The organism is Flavobacterium pedocola (assembly GCF_053764385.1).
The window spans coordinates 137,235-157,962 of the sequence record NZ_JBSNCR010000006.1; the positions used below are offsets into that span (position 1 = coordinate 137,235).

Below are 20,728 nucleotides of genomic sequence, written 5' to 3' on the forward strand. Positions count from 1 at the left end.
ATCGGTTACAATTTACTTAAAGGAAGTCGAAATCCTGCCGATTATGCTTTCAGCGAATTGTTTGTCTTTTTCAGGATAAATAATTCTCAGGTGAAACTGAATGCCGTTTTTGATGATGGATTTGTGGTAATAAATACCGTCTTCATTTTTTCCGCTGATTACATACCAGGTATTTCGCTTGACTTTGTAGACGATGTTTTTTTCGTTTTTTAAATCATTTTTATACGTTTCCTCCAGATCTTTCCCCGATCCGTTTCCGAAGGATTCTATGGTTAACTCAAAGTCTTTGTTGACCTTGTTGTTAAACCATTGCAACGTTCCTCCGGCTACCAGGATTCCTTTTGAGAAATAGTCCGGCAGCTCTACTGAAACGCCGTATTGGGCAGTAAAAGTTTTCCATTTGGTTTGGGCATTTGCAGCGCTGATGCAGAAAAGCAGTAGAAGAAAATAGATGTTTTTCATGTTTTGTTTTAATTATTTAGCAGGACGCCTACAACATTTGATGCATCGATAAGCCCGATATACCTTGAGTCTTCCGAATTATCCCGATTATCGCCAATAACAAAGAGCTTTCCTTTCGGGAGGATCAGCGGACCAAAATTGTCTTTGTTCCAGTTGGTTTTGTAAGTGTTATAAATCATGTCTTCCCGTTTACCGGAAGGAATAATCTCTCTGGCAGTTTCCAGGTGGTATTTTTTTGCGATGCGATCTTCCAGAAGTACATTGATAATTTCAGTATCGAGTATCAGTACCTGATTGCTGTCAGCAAGATTTTCCGCAGCTTTAATTTTCAAATAGTCGCTTTTCGGGAGTTTGTAGAAATGGATAAGATTGATTTTTTCATCGGTGTTTACGTTGTTCACGTGAACTTTTCCATTGATTATTTGTAAAGTGTCGCCTTCTTTAGCACATAACCTGTGAATGCGGCTATGTTTTCCGAATAAGGGATCCACATGGTTATAACAAACGAAATCACCTATTTTAGGCTCCTTCAGATTGCTAATGAGCATAAATGCATTCTGTTCTAAATTGGGCTCATTGGCAGTACTCGAAGTTCTGAATGTTCTTAAAACACCGGTAAAATAGCAGAATGCAGAAATTATGATATATATACCAGCGACAACGGTAATGGCTTTGAGTGCAACCCTGAAATTTTTTTTCATCTAAATGGTGAATTTTAGTACAAGTGGCGAATGTCAAATATAGTAAAAATCTCCCTTGGAATTGTATTGGAACACAGTCATACAAGCCTGAATGTCGCCATTGTTGCTTTTACTTTTTCCTGACAGGACAGCACTGTAAAAGACACCAATATTGCGATTAAATACTTGAAGGGCATAGGCTTGTTAATTGGTTTTGGCTTGTTGCTTTTCTAAATTTTCGTTGAGTCGCTTCAGTTCTTTCAGAATGGAATCATTTTTGTCGGCCCCGGTGACTTTATTCATGATTTTTTCTAAATCGATTCCTAAGGGTTCAGCGGTTTCCGACTTTAAAAGAATGGTGTCTTTTTCAGTGATCATTTCTTTACTTTTTCCGAGTTCCAGGGAAATCATTTTAGGACCGATCAGCCCTGAATCTTCGATTTTGAATTCACTGTCCACAGGAATATCGATATCGCTTTTTACTTTCGATTTTATCAGGATTTCTCCTTGGTCGGTAAGTTGAATTGTTGAAATCTCGCCAATTTCCATTCCTTTGATTTTTAAAACCGATTCTTCCGTTAAGCCTTCCGCATTCGCTGTTTTGAAGTAGATGGTTCTGTCTTTTGAACAGGAAAGTACTACCATTCCGATTAAAAAAAGGATTAATTTTTTCATTTTTTGCTGTTTGTTAGAAGCGTTTTTAATCTTTTTGTTCTTGCCTTTGGTCACAAGTTCCTGAAGCTGTCCCGGTTTTGCGATTTCGAGCAGGTATTCCCGAATTGCTTTAATCAATTTTAGCAACCTTTATAGGTCCATAAATTAGGTTCTCCGTCATCGGCTATGACTTTTATCCAGCCTTCGGATACGTTTTCTATATTTTCCTCATCCTCAAGTTCTGTGTGGCAAGGATGTTCTTTATATTTTGTGATTTTTGCTTTGCACCATGGTCCAGAAACCTGTTCCGTAAGTTTAATTTCAAACAAATCGCCATAGGCAGTAGTGATGATTTCGCTTTCGGTGGTTGGTTCTTTTCGGATTCGCAATCCCGGGTCATTGGCATAATAACCCATAACATCATGGCTTCCTTTTATTAAATGATCAAGCCAGGCAACAATTTTGAACTCTTTTTTGTTTATCTCTTCTATTTTCAGCCAATAGTTTTTCTGTGGGTGAAGTACTTTTACATAGCCGTCAACAAGGTCTGTGTAATTAAGCGCAAAAAGATCACTGCCCACTTCCCTGAAATTTTCATGATCCATTTTAGATTTGTTTTTTCCGGAGATGAAAAACAAGGCGTAAAAGGATTGGTCATCGTTTTTGTTTATTTCTCTTTTTATTTTTCCAAGAACATTTCCTTTTGGCCCGTCATAAACCGTAAAGCCTTCTTTGGGAGTTAATACGCAGCAATATTTTTCAGCATATTTCAAAGTGTCGACCGAAGGTAAAATAAGCCCTCGTTTAAAGGTTTGCCCGGAAAGTAAAAAAGGGAAAAACAGTAACAGTATTTTCAGGTATTTGGTCATTAGGTGTTTTTTGTTTTTTTAGATTGTTATGGCTTTTATTTTCCAACCGTCAGCTGTTTTCCGTAACACAAAAAAGTAAAGGTTTTGGAAGCCCAATCCGTATGGGAGATTGTTCTTTTTTCATACCCTTCTTAATTTGTGAATTCCGTGATTAGAATTTTATTGTCCAGATACCAAGATTGTCCGTTAATTGTATCGAAGAAAAAATCAGGATGCCCATGATAGTTTTTATCCGAATTTAGTAATTCTGCCAGTATCTCTTTATCCAACCAATCGAATCTGAAGTCTTCAAGCTGATAATTTGGTGAAGGATAATCGGCGGTTTTGTCAAAGGCATAAAATTTTTCAAAAGTTTTTGAATCAAAATACAGCAGCGCCTCAATGGAATAGTCGGACGGCCCCGGAACCGATAGTCGCTCATTTTGACCTGAATTGTCTATAAAAGTATACTTGAATTTAACTTTTGTAGGTTTATAATCCTTTAAGTTAAGCAGTTTTTCTAGTTTTTTGATATCGGTCGAATAGATCGTAGTTATGTTTCCGTTTTCAACTATCGAATCGTTACCGTTTTTTGAAATGACAACATTTCCTGACTCGCTTTGGTTTTGCTTACAGGAGATTAGTGTTGTAAATAAGAATATGATATAAACTGCGATTTTCATGTGCTTGTGACTGATTCGTACAAATATACCGAAAAGTTTAAATGAAGGTTTTGTAAAACTAAGAAGACAAATGCAACAGCTATTGATTAAAGAATTATTTTATTGTTTTTAAGGAACTGTTTTCTTTTGCTTTCATTTTAGTCTTGCTTGGCCTTACGTAACCAGCCTAGTATGCGTTTGTTTTTTATTTCCCATTTTCCGTTGTTGTGTTCCAGCGGGTAGTTTTCCCTTGATTTGCTGAACGGGCCGGGGTTTTGCTGGATTATTTCAATTTCTGAATCAGTTACTTTTGAAATGATTGCCACGTGCCCGTATTTGTTAAGAAGCGTTCCGTCAAAAATCAATAGGTCGTCCGCCTCGGGTTTTGTGTGTCCCGGATTGGTGTATTGGATTAAATCCCGTTTTTTGTTTTGTTGCCCATCGGCTACGGTTGGGTCAAAAAAGTTTTTTGCATGGCCATAGCTGTCCGGCATTTTGTGATTCAGATGTTCGTAGTAATACCGTTTCACAAATTCCACGCATTGGTATTTCAATCCTAAATTATAACCGTCAGCCGTGGTATTGCGGCCATTTACATTATCGACACCACCATTATAAAAAACACTGACACCATTGAGACTGTCAAGCGGTTGGCCAACGGAAAGGTCCGTATTAAAGTTGAATTTCTTGAAACTCCAAAGTCCGGCTAAACTCAAAAGGAGCAATCCGATTACGGTATATGTCCAGCGTTTTGTTTTCAAAATTTAAATGTGTTTTTTGTGAATAGTTTTTATTGCGAATGATTTTTACCGATCCTTTCAAATCAGCAGCCTTTTTTAATTTTCAGAGGTTTTAAAGCGGAGTCTTTAGCTGTTTCGGCACCCCACCAGTCATAATAATCAATGTAATGCCATTTGTTTTTCCGGTATTCTAAATAACCTCTGATTTGATTAAATCTGGGAAGACTTTTTCCTCTTTCATAATCAAAAGCACTTCTGAAAACCTTAAATGTTTTTAACTCTGTCCAATTCCCATTGCAGATCGTATAAATCTTGCAGTCAATGATATTTGAAAAACTGTAGTGATCCGGCACCAATGCTATTTCATCTTTCTTGTCCTTATTGTTGTCGCCAATGTTGATCAGGCAATATAATCCGCCTCCGGAACCTAAATGAAGTGTATCGCATTTTCGATTTTTCATGGTAAGGATTATGTCGGCGTTATTCCGGTCAAAATAACTTGCAATGGAATCCCAACTACTGCAAACACTATTAGGGAAATGGTCAATTTGTTCTTTAGTATTTTCGTTAATAACATTTTGTTGGATCGTATCCGATTTGCCATCGCCGTCAAAATCCCCGACAAGCAATAATTTTTCGAGATATATCAAAGAATCTTCAGCGACTTTTTTTTCGATTTTCGCTAACGGCTTTTTCAAATTGGGTTTTGTGTCTTGTTTTTCACTAAAAGAACAGGCAAAACATATAAGGAGTGCTGTAAAAGCAATTAATTGTTTCATAGATTGTTAGTAGTTGGTGTGCTTTATTTTCTCATACAGTTCCGTATCAAAAGTATAGGCTTTGTACAAGTTTTTAAAATCCGGATTGATAAACCGAAGAATGATATTGCTTTGTAAAAGATGAATTTCTTTGAAATCATCAGCTGTGGAATCCCGTAGTTCATATTCCAGGTTGGCTTCCTTTAAAAAATTTTCAAACGCATTTAGTGTCGTATTAAAACCGATGGTAACGTTTTTGGAGGCACTATTTAAAACGTATTTCTTTTCGGTTTCGTATTCAAAATCGAACGCTATCCCAATCACGATGTTTTTAAAACCGGTTATTTGAAAGTCTGTATATTCATAAAGGCCCGGAATATCGCCTTCTTCCCCAATTAAAGGCTCTAGTTCCAGTTTGGCGTCTGAAAGAGTTGCCCCGACTTTTAAATTTTCCAACTGACCGTTTAAAATAAAATCCGACAGGTTCATGTACTTTTAAGTGTTTCAGTTAATTAAAGCAGATATTCCATTGTTATAAAGCTTCCACATAAAAGCCGACAAATTCCCTGAAAATGGAGTACAAGTCCCGGAATTCGAAATAAGTTGGGCTGGCGCTTTCAATGTTCTGAAATCCGTTTTTCTTAAAAAGCCTTTTGGTCCGGGTTTGATGAAAATATTGTGACACGGAAATGGCACTGTTATACTGTAAACTGTCCATTATTCTCATGGTGTTTATTACGGTTTTTTCGGTGTCGTTCCCGTAATTATCGACCAGTATCTTTTCGGCAGGGATTTTATTTGCGATAAGATAGTCCTTCATTTTGTTGCCTTCCCAAAATCCTTCTTTACCCAATCCGCCGCTGACGATTATTTTTTTAATTCGCCCTTCATCATATAATGCAACGCCTTTGTTGAGCCGTTCTTTTAAACGTTCGGATGGCGTGCCGTCGGTATTTACTTTAGTCCCGAGTACTATGGCAACATCGGCGGTTTTGTTTTTGTCGCTCAGGCCATCTGCAGTAATGTAAAGGGAGTGCAGTAAAAACCAAGCGGTTAATATGATGAAGATTGATTTTAAAATCCTGTTTTTTTTCATAGTTGGGAAATGGTAGGTAGTTCCGATAAATACTTAAAATGCTATTGGTTAAACCGCTTTTAGCTGTTATTTTTCTGAAGCCGATTTGGATCTTATTTTTTTAAGGATTAACAGCAAGGCGGCAATGATGGTTGCGGCTGCACTTATAAGGCAAACAACGTAAGTTATTAGCAATGCTTTTAAATAAAATGTATCATCATTTTGTCCCTGCAGCGCTAATTTTATAGGCTGTTCTTCGGGACTGTTTTGAATTGTTAAGTGATATTGGCCTTCCTCATTAATGGCCACATGCCCAACGCTGTAATATTTTTTCTCATTAATCGTCATATTAACTCGTAATCTTGCAAAAGAATCAGCATCAGTATATAGCCTGAACATTAGTGCATTATCTTTTGCTTTTGAAACGGCAACTTTGTGTTTTGGGTTGTCGCTTACGGAATAAACCGTGTAAAACTGTTTTGATAACGTGGTTTTTATAGGCTTCGTACTGTCAAATTCAATAAAACTTTGTTCGTATCGATAGCCAAAGAAGGTTAGCAGGGCAAATGAAATGATCCCAATGGTAACAGCTGTTAAAAGATATTTTTTCAAGGTTTTGCAGGTATCGGTTAGACTGTTTTTGTTTTCAGAAGTTATGTAAGTTTCGGTTCTTTTCGAAATACAAACGAACTATTTAACTTGTTTTTCTTTTTTTAGGGATTCAACAAATGCCAATGAATCTTTTTCAAAGGTTATAGCAGAGAATTTTTCCTGTTTAGTATGGATGTTACTTAATTGGCCAATTTTTGAACGATTTGCCGATAAGGTGTCCTTTTGTATTTGTTCCGATAAAGCCTGGAACGGAAGAAACTGCTTGTTTTCGCTGTTTGCATAAGGATATCGGAATACTATGTTTTTTCCGTTTTCATAGGTTATTCTTACGCTGTGCCAGTTTCCGCAGTACCAGGTGTACTTTGAAGCTTTAAAAACAAAATCCGCTTCATTTTTATTTTCACAGGTGCGCATAATCGAATCCATCAAGGTTTTTCGTATTTGTGACTGACAGTTATCTATAGATTTTGATTTCTCAGATTTATAAAGGGTTTGCGCAAGCCCGGTTGTATTGATAGTTGAATATACCTGAAAATCTTTTGGATCGTCGAAGTAAATAAGCAGCTCAATATCTTTTACCTGATTTGAATCAGTGCAGCTGAACAGTATGAGAAATACCAGGCAAAACAGTGGTTTCATAATCGTGAGATGAGGTAATTACCAATCCGTACAAATATATTCAAAAGACGCAATGAAAAGATTCGAAGTGCATACAATTATCAGCCTTATTTACAGTTTTAAGGGCTTTCCTGTTTTTTCGTTTTGCCTTTATAATTTCCTGTTAAGTTGCCTAAAGAATAATAGAAGGTTTCGTAGACCAAAGATTCAGTTTTTGGCCAAAAGGAGCGATACATTGTCGTTTTGGTTGGAGAAGGTTTGCAATTCATTTCCAACGCCTCAGCCAGGGTTATGGAGCGTTTCATGTGAAGCGGGTCGGTTACGATTAATGCTGATCGGAATCCCAGAGAATCCATTATTTGTCGGGCTTCCAATAAGTTTTCAATGGTGTATCGGGATTTTTTTTCAACTATGATTACTTCTGAAGGAAGGCCTTGTGCCACTAAGTAATCTTTTGCGATTTCGCTGTCTGATCGGCTTTGTCCGGTTCCGAATCCGCCGGTTAGAATGATCTTTTTTATTGTTTTTTTATGGTAAAGGTAGATGCTGTGGTTTGCCCTTTCTTTAAAAACCGGTGACATTCTTCCGTTGGCAGTCCCGCCGCCCAGAACGATTGCCACATCGCTTTTCTTTTCAGAATATTCATCGGAATACTTATAAATTACGAATCCGTTGAAAATGAAATAACACAGCAACACCAGAAGTACTAATGTCAGTATGCGTTTAAATTTTTTGCTTGGATTTCGTTTCATAGAATGCACACCACAGAATGTTCGTCGTTTTACGGTTAAGGAAGATTGATGATGAGGTTTACAATTATTTTTATGAATGTTTTAAAGCGTTCTATCATGCCAATATTTTAATTTAATCGTTGTTTAAGTGCTGTCGTTTAATCCTTTCTTTCAGCGTAATATGCTGTTCTGGTATAAGGCCGGTAAGTTTCTGTTTTTTCATTATATTTTTTGGTAGCCTCTTTGAATTTGTATCGGGAACCTTTTTTTCTGAGTACAGTGACTGTTCCTTTTTCAACTAAACTTGTGTTGTACAACTGCCAAAATACGTTGTAGCGGTTAGCTTTGTCTTCTTTCGGATTTATTTCTAAACGGTCGGAACTGAAGAACTTATGGATTGTGATTGGCCCTTCCGAATAAGCAATCGACACCGTTCCGTTTTCGTCTGTCATAAATTTTTGCCCGCCATAGCTGATTTCAATTCCCGGCATCGGATTTTTATCTGTAATGTCATAAAGGTTCAGTGTTACTGTTTTACCGTTTTCCGGAATTTCTTTTTTACTGATTTCCAAGGTAGGGACAGTTTCAAAAAAGAAGCTTATGTTTTTTTTCGTTTCAACATATTTACCCTTGCCGATGCTACCGCCGGTACAATCCCGGTAAGTATATGTAAACGTGCCGTCTTTTTCAAGAGAATAGCATTGACTGAACATAACAGTCTTCTCTTCACAGATTTTTTTCTGCGAATAGCCGGGAAAATGGGTGAGAAGCGAAAGAAATGTAAGTATTGTTAGTTTACGTATCATTTTCTAATGGTTATCGCAGGTGTTGGTTTTGGGCTTTGATGAGGATTTATTTGGTTAAGCTGATTTTCAAATTGTACTTGTCCCTTAGCAGATTCATTGTTTTTTTGTCTTGTTCTTAGCTTAAATAATCTTCCACATTATCATCAACTATCCATTCTTTCATATCAGGCAGCACTTGATTTTTCATGAACTCAAAAAAATCGGAATATTCGTTTTCGATGATATCCCAATCGGAGGTGTTCTTCTGAAAGGACGGATGAAAAACGATCACATTTTCGCAAACCTTTCCGTTTTTGATTTCAAATCCTGCGAAGGTGTCCATGTCCTGCCTTTTTCCGAAGGTCTGCACTTTACGATTAGCGTTGTTTTCTATTGCAAACCGTTCGTTCCCAATTGAATCTAAGGTCAGGGTTTCGTCGAAGTGCCAAGGGATAAACTTTGTCAGTTTCAGTTTCGCAAACCAATTATAGGCATTTGGAGTTTCGGTGTCCATTTTTTATTGTTTCTACTTTTCACGGTCAATTTAGTCAAAAACGGCGGTTTTATTTATAGTGTTCGTAGAACTTATTGTTGAACAGCTCTTCAGGATCATATTTCCGTTTTAGTTTAAAAAAATCGTCGGCTTGCGGATAGGATTTCCTCATTTTGCTTCGGTCAATATGCAAACGATAGGGAAGATAAAAAGTTCCTCTGTTTTTCAAGGCAGCATCAACCAACAGATTGGTGAGTTGCTTCATTTGGTTTTCTTCTTTTTCCGTTTTCTTCTGATTGAACAGGAATACAAAACCAAAGGTGTTTTCTCTTGCATAATTGAGGAAACTGTCATGGTCGGTATGAACGCCACGTATCGTGATGTTCAGCAAATCGATTTTTGAAGCCAGCAGAATCGGTTTGATGTCGTTGATGAACTGATTGAAGTTGTTTTCCGGGATAAAATACTCCTGAAGCAGATCGGTGGAATTCGGATCTTTGTTTTCAATCAGTGAAACATTATCATTGAGTAATTCGTTACGGGAGTAAATATTGTTTTTTGAAACTTTATTCATTCCGGTTTCCAGATCCCACCGCAGTCGCTTCCCGTATTCGCTGTTTACGGTGCTTCTGAAAACCAATCTTTTTGTTTCTTCGTTTTTCTCATTCTGCTGTTTTAAAGGCAAAGGCTTTTGGTTTGTTTTCTCAAAGAAATTAATGGTCGCCTCTTCTAAGAATTCTTTATTCGAAATACGCAATCGGCCAAAAACCAGGTTCACATTTTCGTTGCCTGAAACTAATTTTTTATAGTGGGCAACGTAATTTTCGGGGCTCAACCTGAAGTATTTATACTGCAGGGCAATGTTGTCAACAACTTTTAGTTGCACGTCCAGGATAATTCCAAACAGTCCGTAACCGCCTATTACCAGTTTGAACAGTTCCTTGTTTTTTTCTCGGCTGCATTCTATGATTTCCCCTTTGGGATTCATTAAAGTAAAGGCGACAACACTTGAAGAAATTGGTGGAAGATCCTTTTGCCAGCCGTGACCGTTTACACTGATGGAACCTCCCACCGAAAAAGAACTGAAGGCCTGCATAACGGCAATTGATTTTCCGTATTTGTCCAGATATTCAATCGCATCTTCCCATAAGGCACCGGAACCGATAGTTAGTATATTATTGACCGTGTCCAATTTCATTTGCTTGTAAGGCAGCATGTTCAGGACAATGCCGTTCGGGTAAATGGTGTGCCCGCCCATACTGTGCTGCGCTCCTGCAATGGAAATTTTCAGCTTGTTCTTTTGCGCATGTTTCAGGATAAGGCGAAGTTGGTTTTCGATTTCCGCTTTAGTCTTCGGTACTTTTATGATGGTGTCTACTTTGGTAAGGTTGAGCTGGCTGGCATCATTTGTATACCCCTTTGGAATTTCGATTTTCCGATCGTTTTCATTCCATTTTGTTTTTAGGATATGAACAACCGGAACGGCTATGAAAATCAATAATGCCAATACACCTAAAAACCAATAGTGTTTTCTTTTCATCTTTTTTGTTATTGTTTAAAATCGCTGCCTGTGACTGCTTTTTTTTGATTCCTGTTTTTAATTTCTGTAACAATAGTGGGAAGGATTGCAAAAAGTAAACTCATTACAAACAGCAAATCATAATTGATGGCATTGAAACCTAAAACCCTTTTGCCATCATTACAGGCGGTGCATTCTGCCAGTTTTCCAACGCTGTCCAGGAAACAAAACGTAAATGTTGAAATCGCTAAAAGTAAAATCCCAAAAACTATATTCTTTATACGTTGTCTCTTGTTTTGTCTTTTTAACAATAGGAACAGCGTTATTGAAAAGAGAACAAAGGCAAAAATAAAAGTACCGCTTGGAAAGTGAAAATACTTTCCGGATTGCTCAAAGGTAATTTTGTTCTCGGTTAGTAAACCATACAGTTTCCTAATTAATTTTCTGTAACGCTCTTCGTAAAGGAAAGCCAATACAGCCAAAAAATAGGCAACGACTACTCCGATTATTATCCTGAAAAATACTTTCATTGAATTTATAAATAGAACTGTGTTTCTGAAGATTCAATTTTTGCAGAAGGATATTTTCCACTTCCTATGATTTAAATCTGCTCCAAAAGGATTTTTTAGCAAATAAATTTTGCCTGTTATTATCCAGTATTTCTTTAGTATCCGTTTTCATTAATACATCTAAAAAGGCATTGTAACCGTTTTCTATTTTATACATAAGTTCATTTTCATACAACGGGAAAAAGCTATAAATGTTTATTATTCTTCCTTCGCGCTTAATTTCAGTGAAATCCTCGTCAAAAGTAACGGAAGGCAGTATCAGCCCACCCACAAAATCAGTTCCGGGCCCATAGGATTCTAAATCTTCAGAAGCTCTGATGGAATGGCCAATCCCTATCCAGGTTTCATAATGGTGAGGGAATTTAGCCGTTTGTTTCAACATGGAAATGATGTAGTCATTTTTGTTTTCACCGGTGTATACATCTTCAAAATGGACATCTTTCGGGAGTAACATCATTAATTCTGCATATTGGTACTGCTCTTTGTCTTCCAGTTCATTAGGAACCTGCATCGCTAAAGAACTCATTCCCGAGGTCAGCAAAATGTTAAACGAATACTCTTTAGGTTTTATGAAATACACATGGACTTTGAAATCGAATGTTATCATTTCATGGAAAACCTTAATTTCTTCATTTGGGAAAAACTTGTCGATATGGTCTGAAATCCATTCTGCGTGATCGTCAAAATATTCTTTATTCTGAAAGAATTCCAAAGTTTCGTCTAATATGCTCATGGTTGTATACTTATTGCTGCTGTGAGATATGGTGGGGTTTATTTACAAATATATCGAAAAGTTAAAGAAAGGTGTAGGGTAGAAGCTAAGGTTTAGAGTCAACCCCTTCTTTTAAGGTTTTATCTTCTTGTAGTTCGGATCAAATATTTTTTCACTCCCCCAAGTAGCGTCCATATATTTTTTATCGGCGATTATGATGGCATCGAGTTTCAGTTTGTCGGACACGTTTTCTTCGGTCAATTCTGCGTCTAATGCTACTTTTGTGATAAGTACTAAAACTTCATTGTTAGGCGAATCGAATTCAAAACAATTAAACTGGATTAAATCTGTATCTGTTGTAAAAGCACTTCTTTCTTTATAGGTAAATCCGTTGGTGCCAAAGGTTTTTCTGATTTCCCTTAAAGAAGTTTTACCAAAAACAAAATTCGAGAATAATGGTTTTTTACCTTCCGGTTTTTGCAGCCAGTCGTTTTCCATGTAAACAACTTTTCCGTTTTCCAGGGTTACGGAAAAATGATTGTTGTTTTGGGTAAGGTATTTTACCATTCCGTCTTCTTTTGCTTCAATTTTCAGCATAATGCTTTTTAGTGATTTTTCCGGATCACCAATTTTTACATGCTGCATCGAAATACCTGAAGAAAATAATGCCGTTATAAAAATTACGAGTATGCCGATTGTTGCTTTCATGTTCTTATTTGAGTTTTGTTTTTTGTTTGTTTTTGATGTTCTGCGGATGTTTTAATCACTGTTGCTCCAGGTCAAAATTCCGTCGAGGTTTTCCGGGAAATCATCGATCAGATCAAGATTTTTTATTTTTACATAAATCCAGGCTTCATGTGATTTCGCAAGGGATTCTTCATCTATTGCAATAGAATCACTTAGATGATATGCTTTCAGGGTCTTATTTATTTCATCATAATCATCCCTGTCAAGGCCATCAGTGGCTCCGTGTCCTGAATGTTTGGCGTTGGTAAAGTACTTTTCCAAAGCTATTGACGGACTTACTAATCTGTTTTCATCAACTGTGATATCGTTACCGATCGGTAAATAGAGTCCTTCGCAGGAGGATTGGTAACAGGCTGTCCCACCGGTTTGATTCGTGAAAGTAATGCCGGTTGGATAGTTTATGATCAAACCCAAACCAATTGCATCATGTAATTTCACCTTTGGTTTCATATAATTCTGTAGGTTCTGTTTTTAAAAATATATGCAGATGCTTTTAGTTATTCTGCAAATTCATATTCACCGTCTATGAATTTTAATTTAAACCTCGGGAGTGTGAAGCCATCCACTGAAATTTCGTTTAAAGTACCTTTCAGAATGATAAATTTACCTTCCAGTTGTTCTTTTGTATCGGCAATCCCGTTTTTTATCTGGACATATTCAAATGCAAAAATCTGGGTTCCGTTTTTATTGTTCACTCCGGAGAAAAAGGTGTCTTTTTCTTCATCAGACAAATGGGTACAATTCACATAACAGCTTGAGTTAAAAGGGTGGGCCGGCATGATCATTTCTTTGCCTTTCAAATGGATTACTTTTTTCAGGGCGGCTTCTTTTGATAGCTTTTTCTCGTTTAAAAGGCCTGCAGTTGCGTAAATCAGCATATAGCGTAAAACCTTTTTTTCGATGTCTAATTCTTGTTTCGGTTCAACATATTCCAACAAATCGATACTAAGTTTTTCAGCAACTTTCCAGTCTTCTTTCTCAAGGTTTTCAAGCAATACATTGAAATTGGTCTCGAAATTTTCAGTGGTCACTTTTTGTGAAAAACATTGAAGTGATGCCAGAAACAGTATCGCGAACAGTATTTTATTTTTCATTGTTGTTTTTATGTTTTTTGTTAATGGGTTAGTATGTCCGTAAGCTTTAAATTTAATGCCGTTACTTACAAATATACCTAAAAGAATGAGCGGAAGAAGTGGAAACGGAGCAAATAAATGTTGTTATTCTTCAACAGAGCCGTCCCTTTTTTCAATCTTGGTGACCTTACAGGTTGACTGTTTTTTGTTTAATTCGATTTCGACAGTAATAGTTGCAGATCCTTCCTGGTATTCGCGATAAATTTCAGGGGTTAAAACGTTTTCTTTCAAGCTGTAATTTTTGATCTCATCCATCCAGCCATCGTGTGCGTCAAGGGTCAGATAATTTTCATCATAATTTTCGTTTTTTGGGTATAACGGCAGATATTCATACTTGTTGTATAACCCATTATAAAACAGCACAGGATTTTGATTTTCACCACAAAAGGATAAGCCTTCGGTTTCTTCATCATAAACACCGATATTAAAATTCTTGGTAGGGATTATTTGAAACTTTACAGTATCAATATTGAGTGTTTTATCTCTTTTTTGGTTTTCTTTTTCAAACAAAAACCGCCCATAAACCCAGCCTGAAATGTTAGGTCCTGTTACTTTTACGAAATTATGCAAATTGCAACGTTCACCGGAATTGGTTAAGTCAAACTTGTTTTTGGATATACTGTCAATAGTAACAACTTTACCATAAACATTTGTGATTTCGCGGATGACATTTTGTTGGGAATCATAAATTTTGATAGTATCCGTTAGCAGAATGGCATCATTTTGATAGGTAACAGCCTCAAATTTTTCCTTTTTTTCAATCTTGGTTTTTTGTGCCGAAATGGGTTTGCTTTCGGGTGTATTCTTATTGCAACTTATTAATGTGGTTAGTAGTACAAATAAACAGAATGTCTTTTTCATGAAAAATTTTAAAATAGTAGTTATGGTCGTTCTGCTTTAATAAATGAATGAATTTTACCGCAAAAGCATACAAATATACCGAAAGATTGAAGAAAGAAATCGGGCAGGAGTATAGGTTTTTAAAGTTAAATCCCTTTATTGGTCAATGCGAGCGATTCTTTAACCCGAGCGAAGCGAACTGACGAAGTAAACCGGTGTTTGCGACAGTGTCATTCAGTTGCCATTTTTCGAGGCTATATTTCTGGATAATCTTCGAAATATCATTTCCTGAAAGCGTTATTTTACGTTCGGTTTTTTTTGGTATGTTTTTTAAAGTGGCTTCAATTCCGGACGGGTAATTGCTTATTTCCAATTCCTCGGTTTTAATAAGTTTGTGTTTCTCCCAGTGATACTCGCCCAGTGTTATTTCATTATACACACAACAGGCTTTGAAACCCTGAATGGTTTTTATTTTATTCAGAAGCACCGGATTCCCTATTTCTTCAAAATCAGGGACATAGGAAAAAGAATTTTTATCTGAAAGCCATAAATGAAAGGTCAGAATTGCGGTGCCGTTTGAAACTTCATTTTTGATCCCAATATCTTTAACACCATCAAAATTATAGTCTTCAATGTAAGCTTCAAGACCGTTTATCCTAGAGAAATTTGCCTTTTTTTGTTGGTAGATCTGCGTCCATTGGTCTTTTTTCAATTCGTAAACCGTAAAAGTCGTAATCGTGTCAAAGCTTATGACCACAGCGTTTTTCTTCGTTGGATTTAAAAAATTTCCAATTTTGATGTAGCCGTGTTCTGAATCTTCCTCGAAAGTATCGGATGATTTTTCGGTGGTCAGTTTATTGATGAAGTAGCGCTCTGTTTCCGACAGCTTTTTAGTTTTTTGACAGCCAAAAAAGGTAAAGATCAGCACCAGGATCAGCAATGGTTGTTTAAACATAATGTTTTACAGAGATAACTTGTTTTTTACTTGCTTTTGAATTCTTTTATGAGGCGTCAGTTGCATAACGAATAGCTTCTTTAAGCACAGCAACGTTTATGTCGTTCAGGGATTTGAATTTAATGCAATAGCCGCTTACACTTGCTTTACCGATTTTTTTTCCAAAGGTTTCAGCTAAAAATTTCTTGTTTTCAATCCCGAGAACATAGACAGAGATTCCCGTTGTGTTCGCACTGAGGCCGATCTGATAAAATTCTCTTGTTTTCCCGCCAGCGTATTTTAGGGTATGAACGCCATAGCCTATATTAGGATTGGAAACCGTTTTGTTCTCACTGTTTTTACCGTCCAGAAACCATAATTGACAAGCCGGCATAAGTTCTTGAATGAGGTGGTGAAGCGCTTGCATGTCGTTGCGTTTTGGTTCGGGCTGGCCGGAAATATAGGCATTGATTTGTTCTTCTACACTCATAAAATATTAATTAACAGGTTGATTGTCTGTTTACTTTAATAATAATCGATCTGGTTTAGTTTTGTACTGTCCAGTGCAATCCATTTATTGTCTTTTGAGATGTATTCCACATCAAAGTTCTCGGTCATTTTAGTTTTGAACTTATTGGATTCAGTTTCAATGTCTTTGTCGTATTTATAATGAAAAACCAATGAGTTCGGTCTGGTTTCTATTTTTGAGGTTAACCGGCAAGACAGAAATTGATTTTCATAAGGAACGCACATTCCGGAGTACAGGCTTTGAAGTATTTCATTTAAATCATTCTGCGGTGTTATTTCTTTGAAAACATAAAGTGAACCTGAGCAATAAGCAGATCCTGTGCCGCATACTTTCAGGAAAAAATAATCGTTGATTTTACCAAAACCGTCAAATTTGTTTTCCCGGCAGCAAAGATAATTCCCGTTTATATAGCGTTCACTTTTGATAATATTTCCGTTTGGGTCGATTTCCAAAAGGAATTGGGAAGGCGCTAGTTTTGTGTTCACTACGTCATTGAGGTACATTACGGTATTCGGACTGTTCTCTTTTTTGTAATATTTACCGATAGTGTCGTTTTCATTTAGCTTTTCAACTGAAATACCAAGGGTGTCATTTTTATTTAATTCGATGAGAAAATCTTTCCCGTTTTTTAAGGAAACAAAACCTGAATCATTTCTGAAACTGCTTTTGTCGAAATTTTTCGCAGTTTTCCGGCACGATGCAGCAGACAAAAGAAGTGCCGTCAAGATTGTAAAAAGGACTGTTTGTGCAATTTGTTTCATAGTGTGACTGCTAATGTCTTGTAGGTTTTTAAGCCTTTGTGTTGTTGCTTTTAGTCTAATAATACTTTGTGAAAATTTGATTTTTGAATAATCTCTTAAACCGCTGTTACATTTTTTTAAGCTTTTGAATTATTTTTTGAAGCTCCTCATCAGCACTTGTCGTGTCGATTTTTTCATCTCTAAAATAATAACCGTTTTTATCTTTGGCGAAACACCCAATTTCATCTGTAGTTTTAAAAGTTTCATAATCAACCATATCTAATCTCCCATATCTTTCACAATAAACGGAAGTTTTATCTTTTGCATAGCAGTCGCTGATTATGATAAACGTTTTTGGATCTGCGCCATCAACCATTAGAAAATGCCCTCCGTCGGACATATCGTAATGTTTATAAACATGATTTTTGTCCTTGTAGAAATAGTTTCCTAAGTTTTTGAATGTTAGTGTGTCTACTATGCTGTTTAAAGATTTTCCATCCGGGAATTGATCGATAAAGATATTTTCTTTGGTTCCGTCGTCAGCAACCTCGAAACTTTTTATCGCGAGCTTTCCGTTTTGCGAAATCCATAAATCATAGCTGGTTTTTCTCCAAGTCATTCCATATTTGTCTACGGCGTTGGAATTATAACAGGAAGATCCAAAAAGCATTAGAACTAAACCTAACATGAATATTGTTTTGGAGCTGCTTGTTTTCATAATTGAAGGTAACGTCCCGCCGTCTTTAAAATGTGATGGATTTATCACTGATGTTTACAAATATACCGAAAAGTCAGAAAGGAATAAATTGAATAGGATCTAAGACTTTTAAGTCGAATCGTCTCTTAATCACCAAGCACAGCAATTTTATAAAACCCTTGTTGCAGAAACTTTTTAATCTATTTTTATTGCTTCTTTTCTGATTCCTTGTTCAGGTTGTGTCACTATGTATTTTTTAACTTTTTCATTTTCAAATACAAACTCATACCTTACTTCAGGGTTAAATCCAATAACTTTAAATTGCGTTTTGCTGATGGGTTCTAATTCAAATTTATCTTCCTCACTCATTGGAATAAATAATTTTCCGTTTTCGTGCAGTATCCTTTTTGTGTCGCCTTTTTCGGTTTTATAGTTCCCGCTTATCTTTTTTAAATAGTCTTCAGTAAAAGTTAACGGCTTAATATTATAGAGGATTTCCCTGATTTGTTTTGTTGGGATTTTAGTCCTGTCATTATCGTTGTTTTGCAATAAAATTATGGTTTTGTCATTATCAATATGTCTTTCGATAAAAGTAATGTAACCTGGCCAGCCACCGCTATGATTAGCAATTTTGCCAAATGTTTCATTGTTAGTATTGATCATCCAGCCAAAGCCATATTTTGTTGATGTTTTGTCATTTAATGTGGAAGGATTAAAAATTTCTGACATCCCGTTTTTAGATACCAATTGGTTTGAATATAAACTTCTGTCCCATAGCAATAAATCATTTACGGTTGAATTCACAGTTCCGTCTCCAACGATCCCATCTAGTGTATAGACATATAAATCTAATCCTTTTACTTGATCTGGAAGCATATTTGTTTTTGAACTATTTGAATAAACATAACCCAAAGCATAGTTGTTTATTTTTTGTGGACTTAATCGGCGTGTATACACAAATGTGCTGTTCATTTTCAAGGGTTTGAAAATCTCAGACTTTAAAAATTCTGCATATGTTTTTCCACTTACTTTTTCAATTACAGAAGCAAGGATTGCATAACCGGTATTGCTGTATTCCCATTTTTCGTTTGGTTCGAATAATAAACTGGGTTTGTATTTTTCATAGACGGTTATGATGTCTTTGTTAGTAGCAATTTTGGTTTTATTGTCCCAGGTTTCATCTATCAATAAACTATCTAATATTTTCATGTAGTCGGGTAAGCCGCTGGTATGGTTAAGTAAATGGCGAACCGTTACATTTTCGTAGCATGCTAACTCGGGTAGGATTTGCCCGATTTTGTCATCATATTTTAGCTTTCCTTTTTCCTTAAGTAGTACAATGGCAAATGCAGTAAATTGTTTGGAGACAGAAGCCAATTCAAAAATTGATTTTTCATTTAATTTTTCATTAGTAGTTTCATTTCCTAAACCAAAACTGTTTTGATAAATGACTTTGCCTTTTTCAGCAATTAATACATTTCCGTTAAACTCTTTATTTAAACTCAATTTTTGAAATAAGCTGTCTAATTTTTGAGTTTTTTGTGCAAATAAAGTGTTTGTAATAAGTACTAATACTAGTAAGAATGTTTTATTCATTTTTTATTTTTAATTGAAACCTGATTTGTTTGATGGATAAATTTTTAATGGCATTCCGCCGGTTTTAAAAAGTGATGGGCCTTCATTACTGATGTCAACAAATATACCGAAAAGACTGAGAGAAAAAACTTATTCTAAAGAAAGAAATGCAAATACTGAACTCAGAAATTCTATAAAAAAGTTGCTCGTTTTCTCCGTTAAATTTTTCCTGACAGGCAATTATTAAAGGCAAAATGGCGAGTAGGACTAGTGGTTTTTTCATTGTTATCTTTGCAGTTGTAATCTTATCCAATTGATAATAAAAAGCATAATTAAGATTGCCAAAATATACAGTTCGTTCTTGTTTACTTTTTTGGCTCCGAATTTTCTAACACAAATTCTGTCAATCGTAATCACTAAAACAGGCAGTGGTAACCAGAGTAAGTTTACCCAACCTTGCAGTCTTGCGTCCATGCCATTTTGATTAATCATAATTACCGATGAGATCAATATTCCTGAAAATGCAATTAGGCTTAGTATAAAAAATAGTGTTGTTGTCTTTAAGAATTGCATTGCCATAAAATTTCCGTTAAGTTCCCGCAGATTTTGAACAGTGCGGGTTTTTGTTGTCGATGTTTATAAATATCCCGAAAAGTCAGAAGAAAGAGTTGATTAGGAACAGAGGCTTTCACTATTATTTAAAACTGTTATGGCAGTTTATTTTTTACATAATTTCATTTTCTCAATAATATATGGGGCGCAACTACCTTTTGTAATGATCTCTCCAGATATCCTGTATTTGTTTAATGTATCGGTAATTAGTTTTTCGTCAAAGTTTTTCTCGATTACCATTTCAAATTCATGGCGATCAATTTGGTATTCTATGTTAGTATCAATTGTTGATTTCAGATACATGAAATCTATCGAGTCCTTTTCCCAAACAATTTTTTCGACTTTTACACTGTCGACAAATTTTTTGTAATCACAGCCTCCACATCCTTCGCACGAATCATTCTTTTTATACTGGAAGATAAGTATTGAAACTATCAGAATAACTAAAAATGAAACTGCTATTTTGATTTTTTTGGTGTTCATGAAGTTTGTCTAAAGCCAATGTTAGCTGCTTTTTTTTTAATTATTTCAATACATTTTAAACTTTCTCTTTAGCTTCATTTAAGCTTGAATAAATGACAGGGACAACTTCTTTTCCGTTTTTGTCAATAAAACCGAAAGTTCCGGAGACACTTTTAACCAAAGCTAAATCTTTTTCAATCGCTCCAAATTCTCCAATCTTGGCATAAATTGTTTTGACAACTTCTTTTCCGTCTCTGTTAATCAGTCCGAAAGTCTCGGCAACACTTTTAACTAAAGCATATTCTCCAGCGTTATATTTAAATTTTTCAATTTTATCATATATGGGTTGCACAACTTCTTTTCCGTTTTTGTCAATAAATCCATAAGTCCCGGCAATGGATTTTACTAAAGCCCAATCTTTATGATACTCATCATAATTATAAACTTTTTTGTAATCATTTTGCGAATAGCTTAGATTGGAAAGTAAAATAAGCAGTAAAAGCAATAATCTGTTTTTCATTTGTTTTCGGGTTTAAATTCT

General features: G+C 35.8%; 29 protein-coding genes. All 29 read right to left on the reverse strand.

Translation table 11 applies throughout. The features are described from left to right. Positions 1 to 12: 12 nt before the first annotated feature. Positions 13 to 462, reverse strand: a complete 450-nt coding sequence (locus ACWPKD_RS13895) for a hypothetical protein (protein WP_455413296.1) — start codon at positions 460 to 462, stop codon at positions 13 to 15. Positions 463 to 470: 8 nt separating this feature from the next. Continuing rightward, positions 471 to 1,163: a signal peptidase I gene (gene lepB / locus ACWPKD_RS13900; protein ID WP_455413297.1), complete on the reverse strand. Its 693-nt coding sequence runs from the start codon at positions 1,161 to 1,163 to the stop codon at positions 471 to 473. A 183-nt stretch (positions 1,164 to 1,346) separates the two neighbouring features. Beyond that, positions 1,347 to 1,934: an MlaD family protein gene (locus ACWPKD_RS13905; protein WP_455413298.1), complete on the reverse strand. Its 588-nt coding sequence runs from the start codon at positions 1,932 to 1,934 to the stop codon at positions 1,347 to 1,349. A gap of 2 nt (positions 1,935 to 1,936) precedes the next feature. Then, positions 1,937 to 2,665: an SH3 domain-containing protein gene (locus ACWPKD_RS13910; RefSeq protein WP_455413299.1), complete on the reverse strand. Its 729-nt coding sequence runs from the start codon at positions 2,663 to 2,665 to the stop codon at positions 1,937 to 1,939. A 131-nt stretch (positions 2,666 to 2,796) separates the two neighbouring features. Continuing rightward, positions 2,797 to 3,327 (reverse strand): hypothetical protein, encoded by a 531-nt coding sequence (locus tag ACWPKD_RS13915; RefSeq protein WP_455413300.1) that lies wholly within the window; start codon positions 3,325 to 3,327, stop codon positions 2,797 to 2,799. Positions 3,328 to 3,464: 137 nt separating this feature from the next. Then, complete coding sequence (locus ACWPKD_RS13920) at positions 3,465 to 4,067, reverse strand: CHAP domain-containing protein (protein ID WP_455413301.1); 603 nt, start codon at positions 4,065 to 4,067, stop codon at positions 3,465 to 3,467. Positions 4,068 to 4,129: 62 nt separating this feature from the next. Further along, on the reverse strand, positions 4,130 to 4,744 hold the full coding sequence (locus tag ACWPKD_RS13925) for a hypothetical protein (RefSeq protein ID WP_455413302.1): 615 nt from the start codon (positions 4,742 to 4,744) through the stop codon (positions 4,130 to 4,132). Between the two features lie 87 nt (positions 4,745 to 4,831). Beyond that, a complete protein-coding gene (locus ACWPKD_RS13930) occupies positions 4,832 to 5,293 on the reverse strand; it encodes a hypothetical protein (RefSeq protein WP_455413303.1) in 462 nt (153 codons plus the stop codon). 43 nt (positions 5,294 to 5,336) lie between these two features. Next, positions 5,337 to 5,900, reverse strand: coding sequence for a YdcF family protein (locus ACWPKD_RS13935; protein WP_455413304.1), 564 nt, complete (start codon positions 5,898 to 5,900; stop codon positions 5,337 to 5,339). A 66-nt stretch (positions 5,901 to 5,966) separates the two neighbouring features. After that, positions 5,967 to 6,491, reverse strand: coding sequence for a hypothetical protein (locus ACWPKD_RS13940; RefSeq protein ID WP_455413305.1), 525 nt, complete (start codon positions 6,489 to 6,491; stop codon positions 5,967 to 5,969). Between the two features lie 78 nt (positions 6,492 to 6,569). Beyond that, the gene (locus tag ACWPKD_RS13945) at positions 6,570 to 7,130 is read right to left on the reverse strand and encodes a hypothetical protein (protein WP_455413306.1); all 561 of its coding nucleotides are present in this window, start codon (positions 7,128 to 7,130) and stop codon (positions 6,570 to 6,572) included. 98 nt (positions 7,131 to 7,228) lie between these two features. Beyond that, positions 7,229 to 7,861, reverse strand: a complete 633-nt coding sequence (locus ACWPKD_RS13950) for a YdcF family protein (protein WP_455413307.1) — start codon at positions 7,859 to 7,861, stop codon at positions 7,229 to 7,231. A 137-nt stretch (positions 7,862 to 7,998) separates the two neighbouring features. Continuing rightward, entirely contained in the window at positions 7,999 to 8,646 is a 648-nt protein-coding gene (locus ACWPKD_RS13955; protein WP_455413308.1) for a hypothetical protein, read from the reverse strand. Between the two features lie 115 nt (positions 8,647 to 8,761). Further along, positions 8,762 to 9,139, reverse strand: a complete 378-nt coding sequence (locus ACWPKD_RS13960; protein ID WP_455413309.1) for a hypothetical protein — start codon at positions 9,137 to 9,139, stop codon at positions 8,762 to 8,764. Between the two features lie 49 nt (positions 9,140 to 9,188). Further along, on the reverse strand, positions 9,189 to 10,658 hold the full coding sequence (locus ACWPKD_RS13965; RefSeq protein WP_455413310.1) for an FAD-binding oxidoreductase: 1,470 nt from the start codon (positions 10,656 to 10,658) through the stop codon (positions 9,189 to 9,191). An 8-nt stretch (positions 10,659 to 10,666) separates the two neighbouring features. Further along, positions 10,667 to 11,167, reverse strand: coding sequence for a hypothetical protein (locus ACWPKD_RS13970; protein WP_455413311.1), 501 nt, complete (start codon positions 11,165 to 11,167; stop codon positions 10,667 to 10,669). 64 nt (positions 11,168 to 11,231) lie between these two features. Then, the gene (locus tag ACWPKD_RS13975) at positions 11,232 to 11,939 is read right to left on the reverse strand and encodes a suppressor of fused domain protein (RefSeq protein ID WP_455413312.1); all 708 of its coding nucleotides are present in this window, start codon (positions 11,937 to 11,939) and stop codon (positions 11,232 to 11,234) included. Between the two features lie 111 nt (positions 11,940 to 12,050). Further along, positions 12,051 to 12,626 (reverse strand): hypothetical protein, encoded by a 576-nt coding sequence (locus ACWPKD_RS13980; RefSeq protein ID WP_455413313.1) that lies wholly within the window; start codon positions 12,624 to 12,626, stop codon positions 12,051 to 12,053. A 51-nt stretch (positions 12,627 to 12,677) separates the two neighbouring features. Beyond that, positions 12,678 to 13,115, reverse strand: a complete 438-nt coding sequence (locus ACWPKD_RS13985) for a DUF6210 family protein (RefSeq protein WP_455413314.1) — start codon at positions 13,113 to 13,115, stop codon at positions 12,678 to 12,680. A gap of 47 nt (positions 13,116 to 13,162) precedes the next feature. Further along, positions 13,163 to 13,759, reverse strand: a complete 597-nt coding sequence (locus ACWPKD_RS13990; protein ID WP_455413315.1) for a hypothetical protein — start codon at positions 13,757 to 13,759, stop codon at positions 13,163 to 13,165. A gap of 123 nt (positions 13,760 to 13,882) precedes the next feature. Then, entirely contained in the window at positions 13,883 to 14,659 is a 777-nt protein-coding gene (locus ACWPKD_RS13995; protein WP_455413316.1) for a hypothetical protein, read from the reverse strand. Positions 14,660 to 14,801: 142 nt separating this feature from the next. Continuing rightward, positions 14,802 to 15,593: an XAC2610-related protein gene (locus ACWPKD_RS14000; RefSeq protein ID WP_455413317.1), complete on the reverse strand. Its 792-nt coding sequence runs from the start codon at positions 15,591 to 15,593 to the stop codon at positions 14,802 to 14,804. Between the two features lie 46 nt (positions 15,594 to 15,639). Then, positions 15,640 to 16,062, reverse strand: coding sequence for a DUF1801 domain-containing protein (locus ACWPKD_RS14005; protein WP_455413318.1), 423 nt, complete (start codon positions 16,060 to 16,062; stop codon positions 15,640 to 15,642). A 35-nt stretch (positions 16,063 to 16,097) separates the two neighbouring features. After that, positions 16,098 to 16,862 carry a hypothetical protein gene (locus tag ACWPKD_RS14010; protein WP_455413319.1) on the reverse strand — a complete coding sequence of 255 codons (765 nt, stop codon included), beginning with the start codon at positions 16,860 to 16,862 and terminating at the stop codon, positions 16,098 to 16,100. A 106-nt stretch (positions 16,863 to 16,968) separates the two neighbouring features. Then, on the reverse strand, positions 16,969 to 17,529 hold the full coding sequence (locus tag ACWPKD_RS14015; RefSeq protein WP_455413320.1) for a hypothetical protein: 561 nt from the start codon (positions 17,527 to 17,529) through the stop codon (positions 16,969 to 16,971). A gap of 204 nt (positions 17,530 to 17,733) precedes the next feature. After that, positions 17,734 to 19,134 carry a serine hydrolase domain-containing protein gene (locus ACWPKD_RS14020; protein WP_455413321.1) on the reverse strand — a complete coding sequence of 467 codons (1,401 nt, stop codon included), beginning with the start codon at positions 19,132 to 19,134 and terminating at the stop codon, positions 17,734 to 17,736. Between the two features lie 264 nt (positions 19,135 to 19,398). Continuing rightward, entirely contained in the window at positions 19,399 to 19,692 is a 294-nt protein-coding gene (locus ACWPKD_RS14025) for a hypothetical protein (protein ID WP_455413322.1), read from the reverse strand. A gap of 138 nt (positions 19,693 to 19,830) precedes the next feature. Further along, positions 19,831 to 20,208: a hypothetical protein gene (locus tag ACWPKD_RS14030; RefSeq protein ID WP_455413323.1), complete on the reverse strand. Its 378-nt coding sequence runs from the start codon at positions 20,206 to 20,208 to the stop codon at positions 19,831 to 19,833. Positions 20,209 to 20,263: 55 nt separating this feature from the next. Further along, positions 20,264 to 20,707, reverse strand: a complete 444-nt coding sequence (locus ACWPKD_RS14035) for a WG repeat-containing protein (RefSeq protein WP_455413324.1) — start codon at positions 20,705 to 20,707, stop codon at positions 20,264 to 20,266. Between the last annotated feature and the right edge of the window lie 21 nt (positions 20,708 to 20,728).

Bases quoted from the DNA above. Each gene is read 5' to 3' on its own strand.
- ACWPKD_RS13895 (WP_455413296.1), bottom strand. From the start codon at position 462: ATGAAAAACATCTATTTTCTTCTACTGCTTTTCTGCATCAGCGCTGCA.
- lepB (WP_455413297.1), bottom strand. From the start codon at position 1,163: ATGAAAAAAAATTTCAGGGTTGCACTCAAAGCCATTACCGTTGTCGCT.
- ACWPKD_RS13910 (WP_455413299.1), bottom strand. From the start codon at position 2,665: ATGACCAAATACCTGAAAATACTGTTACTGTTTTTCCCTTTTTTACTT.
- ACWPKD_RS13915 (WP_455413300.1), bottom strand. From the start codon at position 3,327: ATGAAAATCGCAGTTTATATCATATTCTTATTTACAACACTAATCTCC.
- ACWPKD_RS13930 (WP_455413303.1), bottom strand. From the start codon at position 5,293: ATGAACCTGTCGGATTTTATTTTAAACGGTCAGTTGGAAAATTTAAAA.
- ACWPKD_RS13935 (WP_455413304.1), bottom strand. From the start codon at position 5,900: ATGAAAAAAAACAGGATTTTAAAATCAATCTTCATCATATTAACCGCT.
- ACWPKD_RS13945 (WP_455413306.1), bottom strand. From the start codon at position 7,130: ATGAAACCACTGTTTTGCCTGGTATTTCTCATACTGTTCAGCTGCACT.
- ACWPKD_RS13950 (WP_455413307.1), bottom strand. From the start codon at position 7,861: ATGAAACGAAATCCAAGCAAAAAATTTAAACGCATACTGACATTAGTA.
- ACWPKD_RS13955 (WP_455413308.1), bottom strand. From the start codon at position 8,646: ATGATACGTAAACTAACAATACTTACATTTCTTTCGCTTCTCACCCAT.
- ACWPKD_RS13960 (WP_455413309.1), bottom strand. From the start codon at position 9,139: ATGGACACCGAAACTCCAAATGCCTATAATTGGTTTGCGAAACTGAAA.
- ACWPKD_RS13965 (WP_455413310.1), bottom strand. From the start codon at position 10,658: ATGAAAAGAAAACACTATTGGTTTTTAGGTGTATTGGCATTATTGATT.
- ACWPKD_RS13970 (WP_455413311.1), bottom strand. From the start codon at position 11,167: ATGAAAGTATTTTTCAGGATAATAATCGGAGTAGTCGTTGCCTATTTT.
- ACWPKD_RS13975 (WP_455413312.1), bottom strand. From the start codon at position 11,939: ATGAGCATATTAGACGAAACTTTGGAATTCTTTCAGAATAAAGAATAT.
- ACWPKD_RS13980 (WP_455413313.1), bottom strand. From the start codon at position 12,626: ATGAAAGCAACAATCGGCATACTCGTAATTTTTATAACGGCATTATTT.
- ACWPKD_RS13985 (WP_455413314.1), bottom strand. From the start codon at position 13,115: ATGAAACCAAAGGTGAAATTACATGATGCAATTGGTTTGGGTTTGATC.
- ACWPKD_RS13990 (WP_455413315.1), bottom strand. From the start codon at position 13,759: ATGAAAAATAAAATACTGTTCGCGATACTGTTTCTGGCATCACTTCAA.
- ACWPKD_RS13995 (WP_455413316.1), bottom strand. From the start codon at position 14,659: ATGAAAAAGACATTCTGTTTATTTGTACTACTAACCACATTAATAAGT.
- ACWPKD_RS14000 (WP_455413317.1), bottom strand. From the start codon at position 15,593: ATGTTTAAACAACCATTGCTGATCCTGGTGCTGATCTTTACCTTTTTT.
- ACWPKD_RS14005 (WP_455413318.1), bottom strand. From the start codon at position 16,062: ATGAGTGTAGAAGAACAAATCAATGCCTATATTTCCGGCCAGCCCGAA.
- ACWPKD_RS14010 (WP_455413319.1), bottom strand. From the start codon at position 16,862: ATGAAACAAATTGCACAAACAGTCCTTTTTACAATCTTGACGGCACTT.
- ACWPKD_RS14015 (WP_455413320.1), bottom strand. From the start codon at position 17,529: ATGTTAGGTTTAGTTCTAATGCTTTTTGGATCTTCCTGTTATAATTCC.
- ACWPKD_RS14020 (WP_455413321.1), bottom strand. From the start codon at position 19,134: ATGAATAAAACATTCTTACTAGTATTAGTACTTATTACAAACACTTTA.
- ACWPKD_RS14025 (WP_455413322.1), bottom strand. From the start codon at position 19,692: ATGGCAATGCAATTCTTAAAGACAACAACACTATTTTTTATACTAAGC.
- ACWPKD_RS14030 (WP_455413323.1), bottom strand. From the start codon at position 20,208: ATGAACACCAAAAAAATCAAAATAGCAGTTTCATTTTTAGTTATTCTG.
- ACWPKD_RS14035 (WP_455413324.1), bottom strand. From the start codon at position 20,707: ATGAAAAACAGATTATTGCTTTTACTGCTTATTTTACTTTCCAATCTA.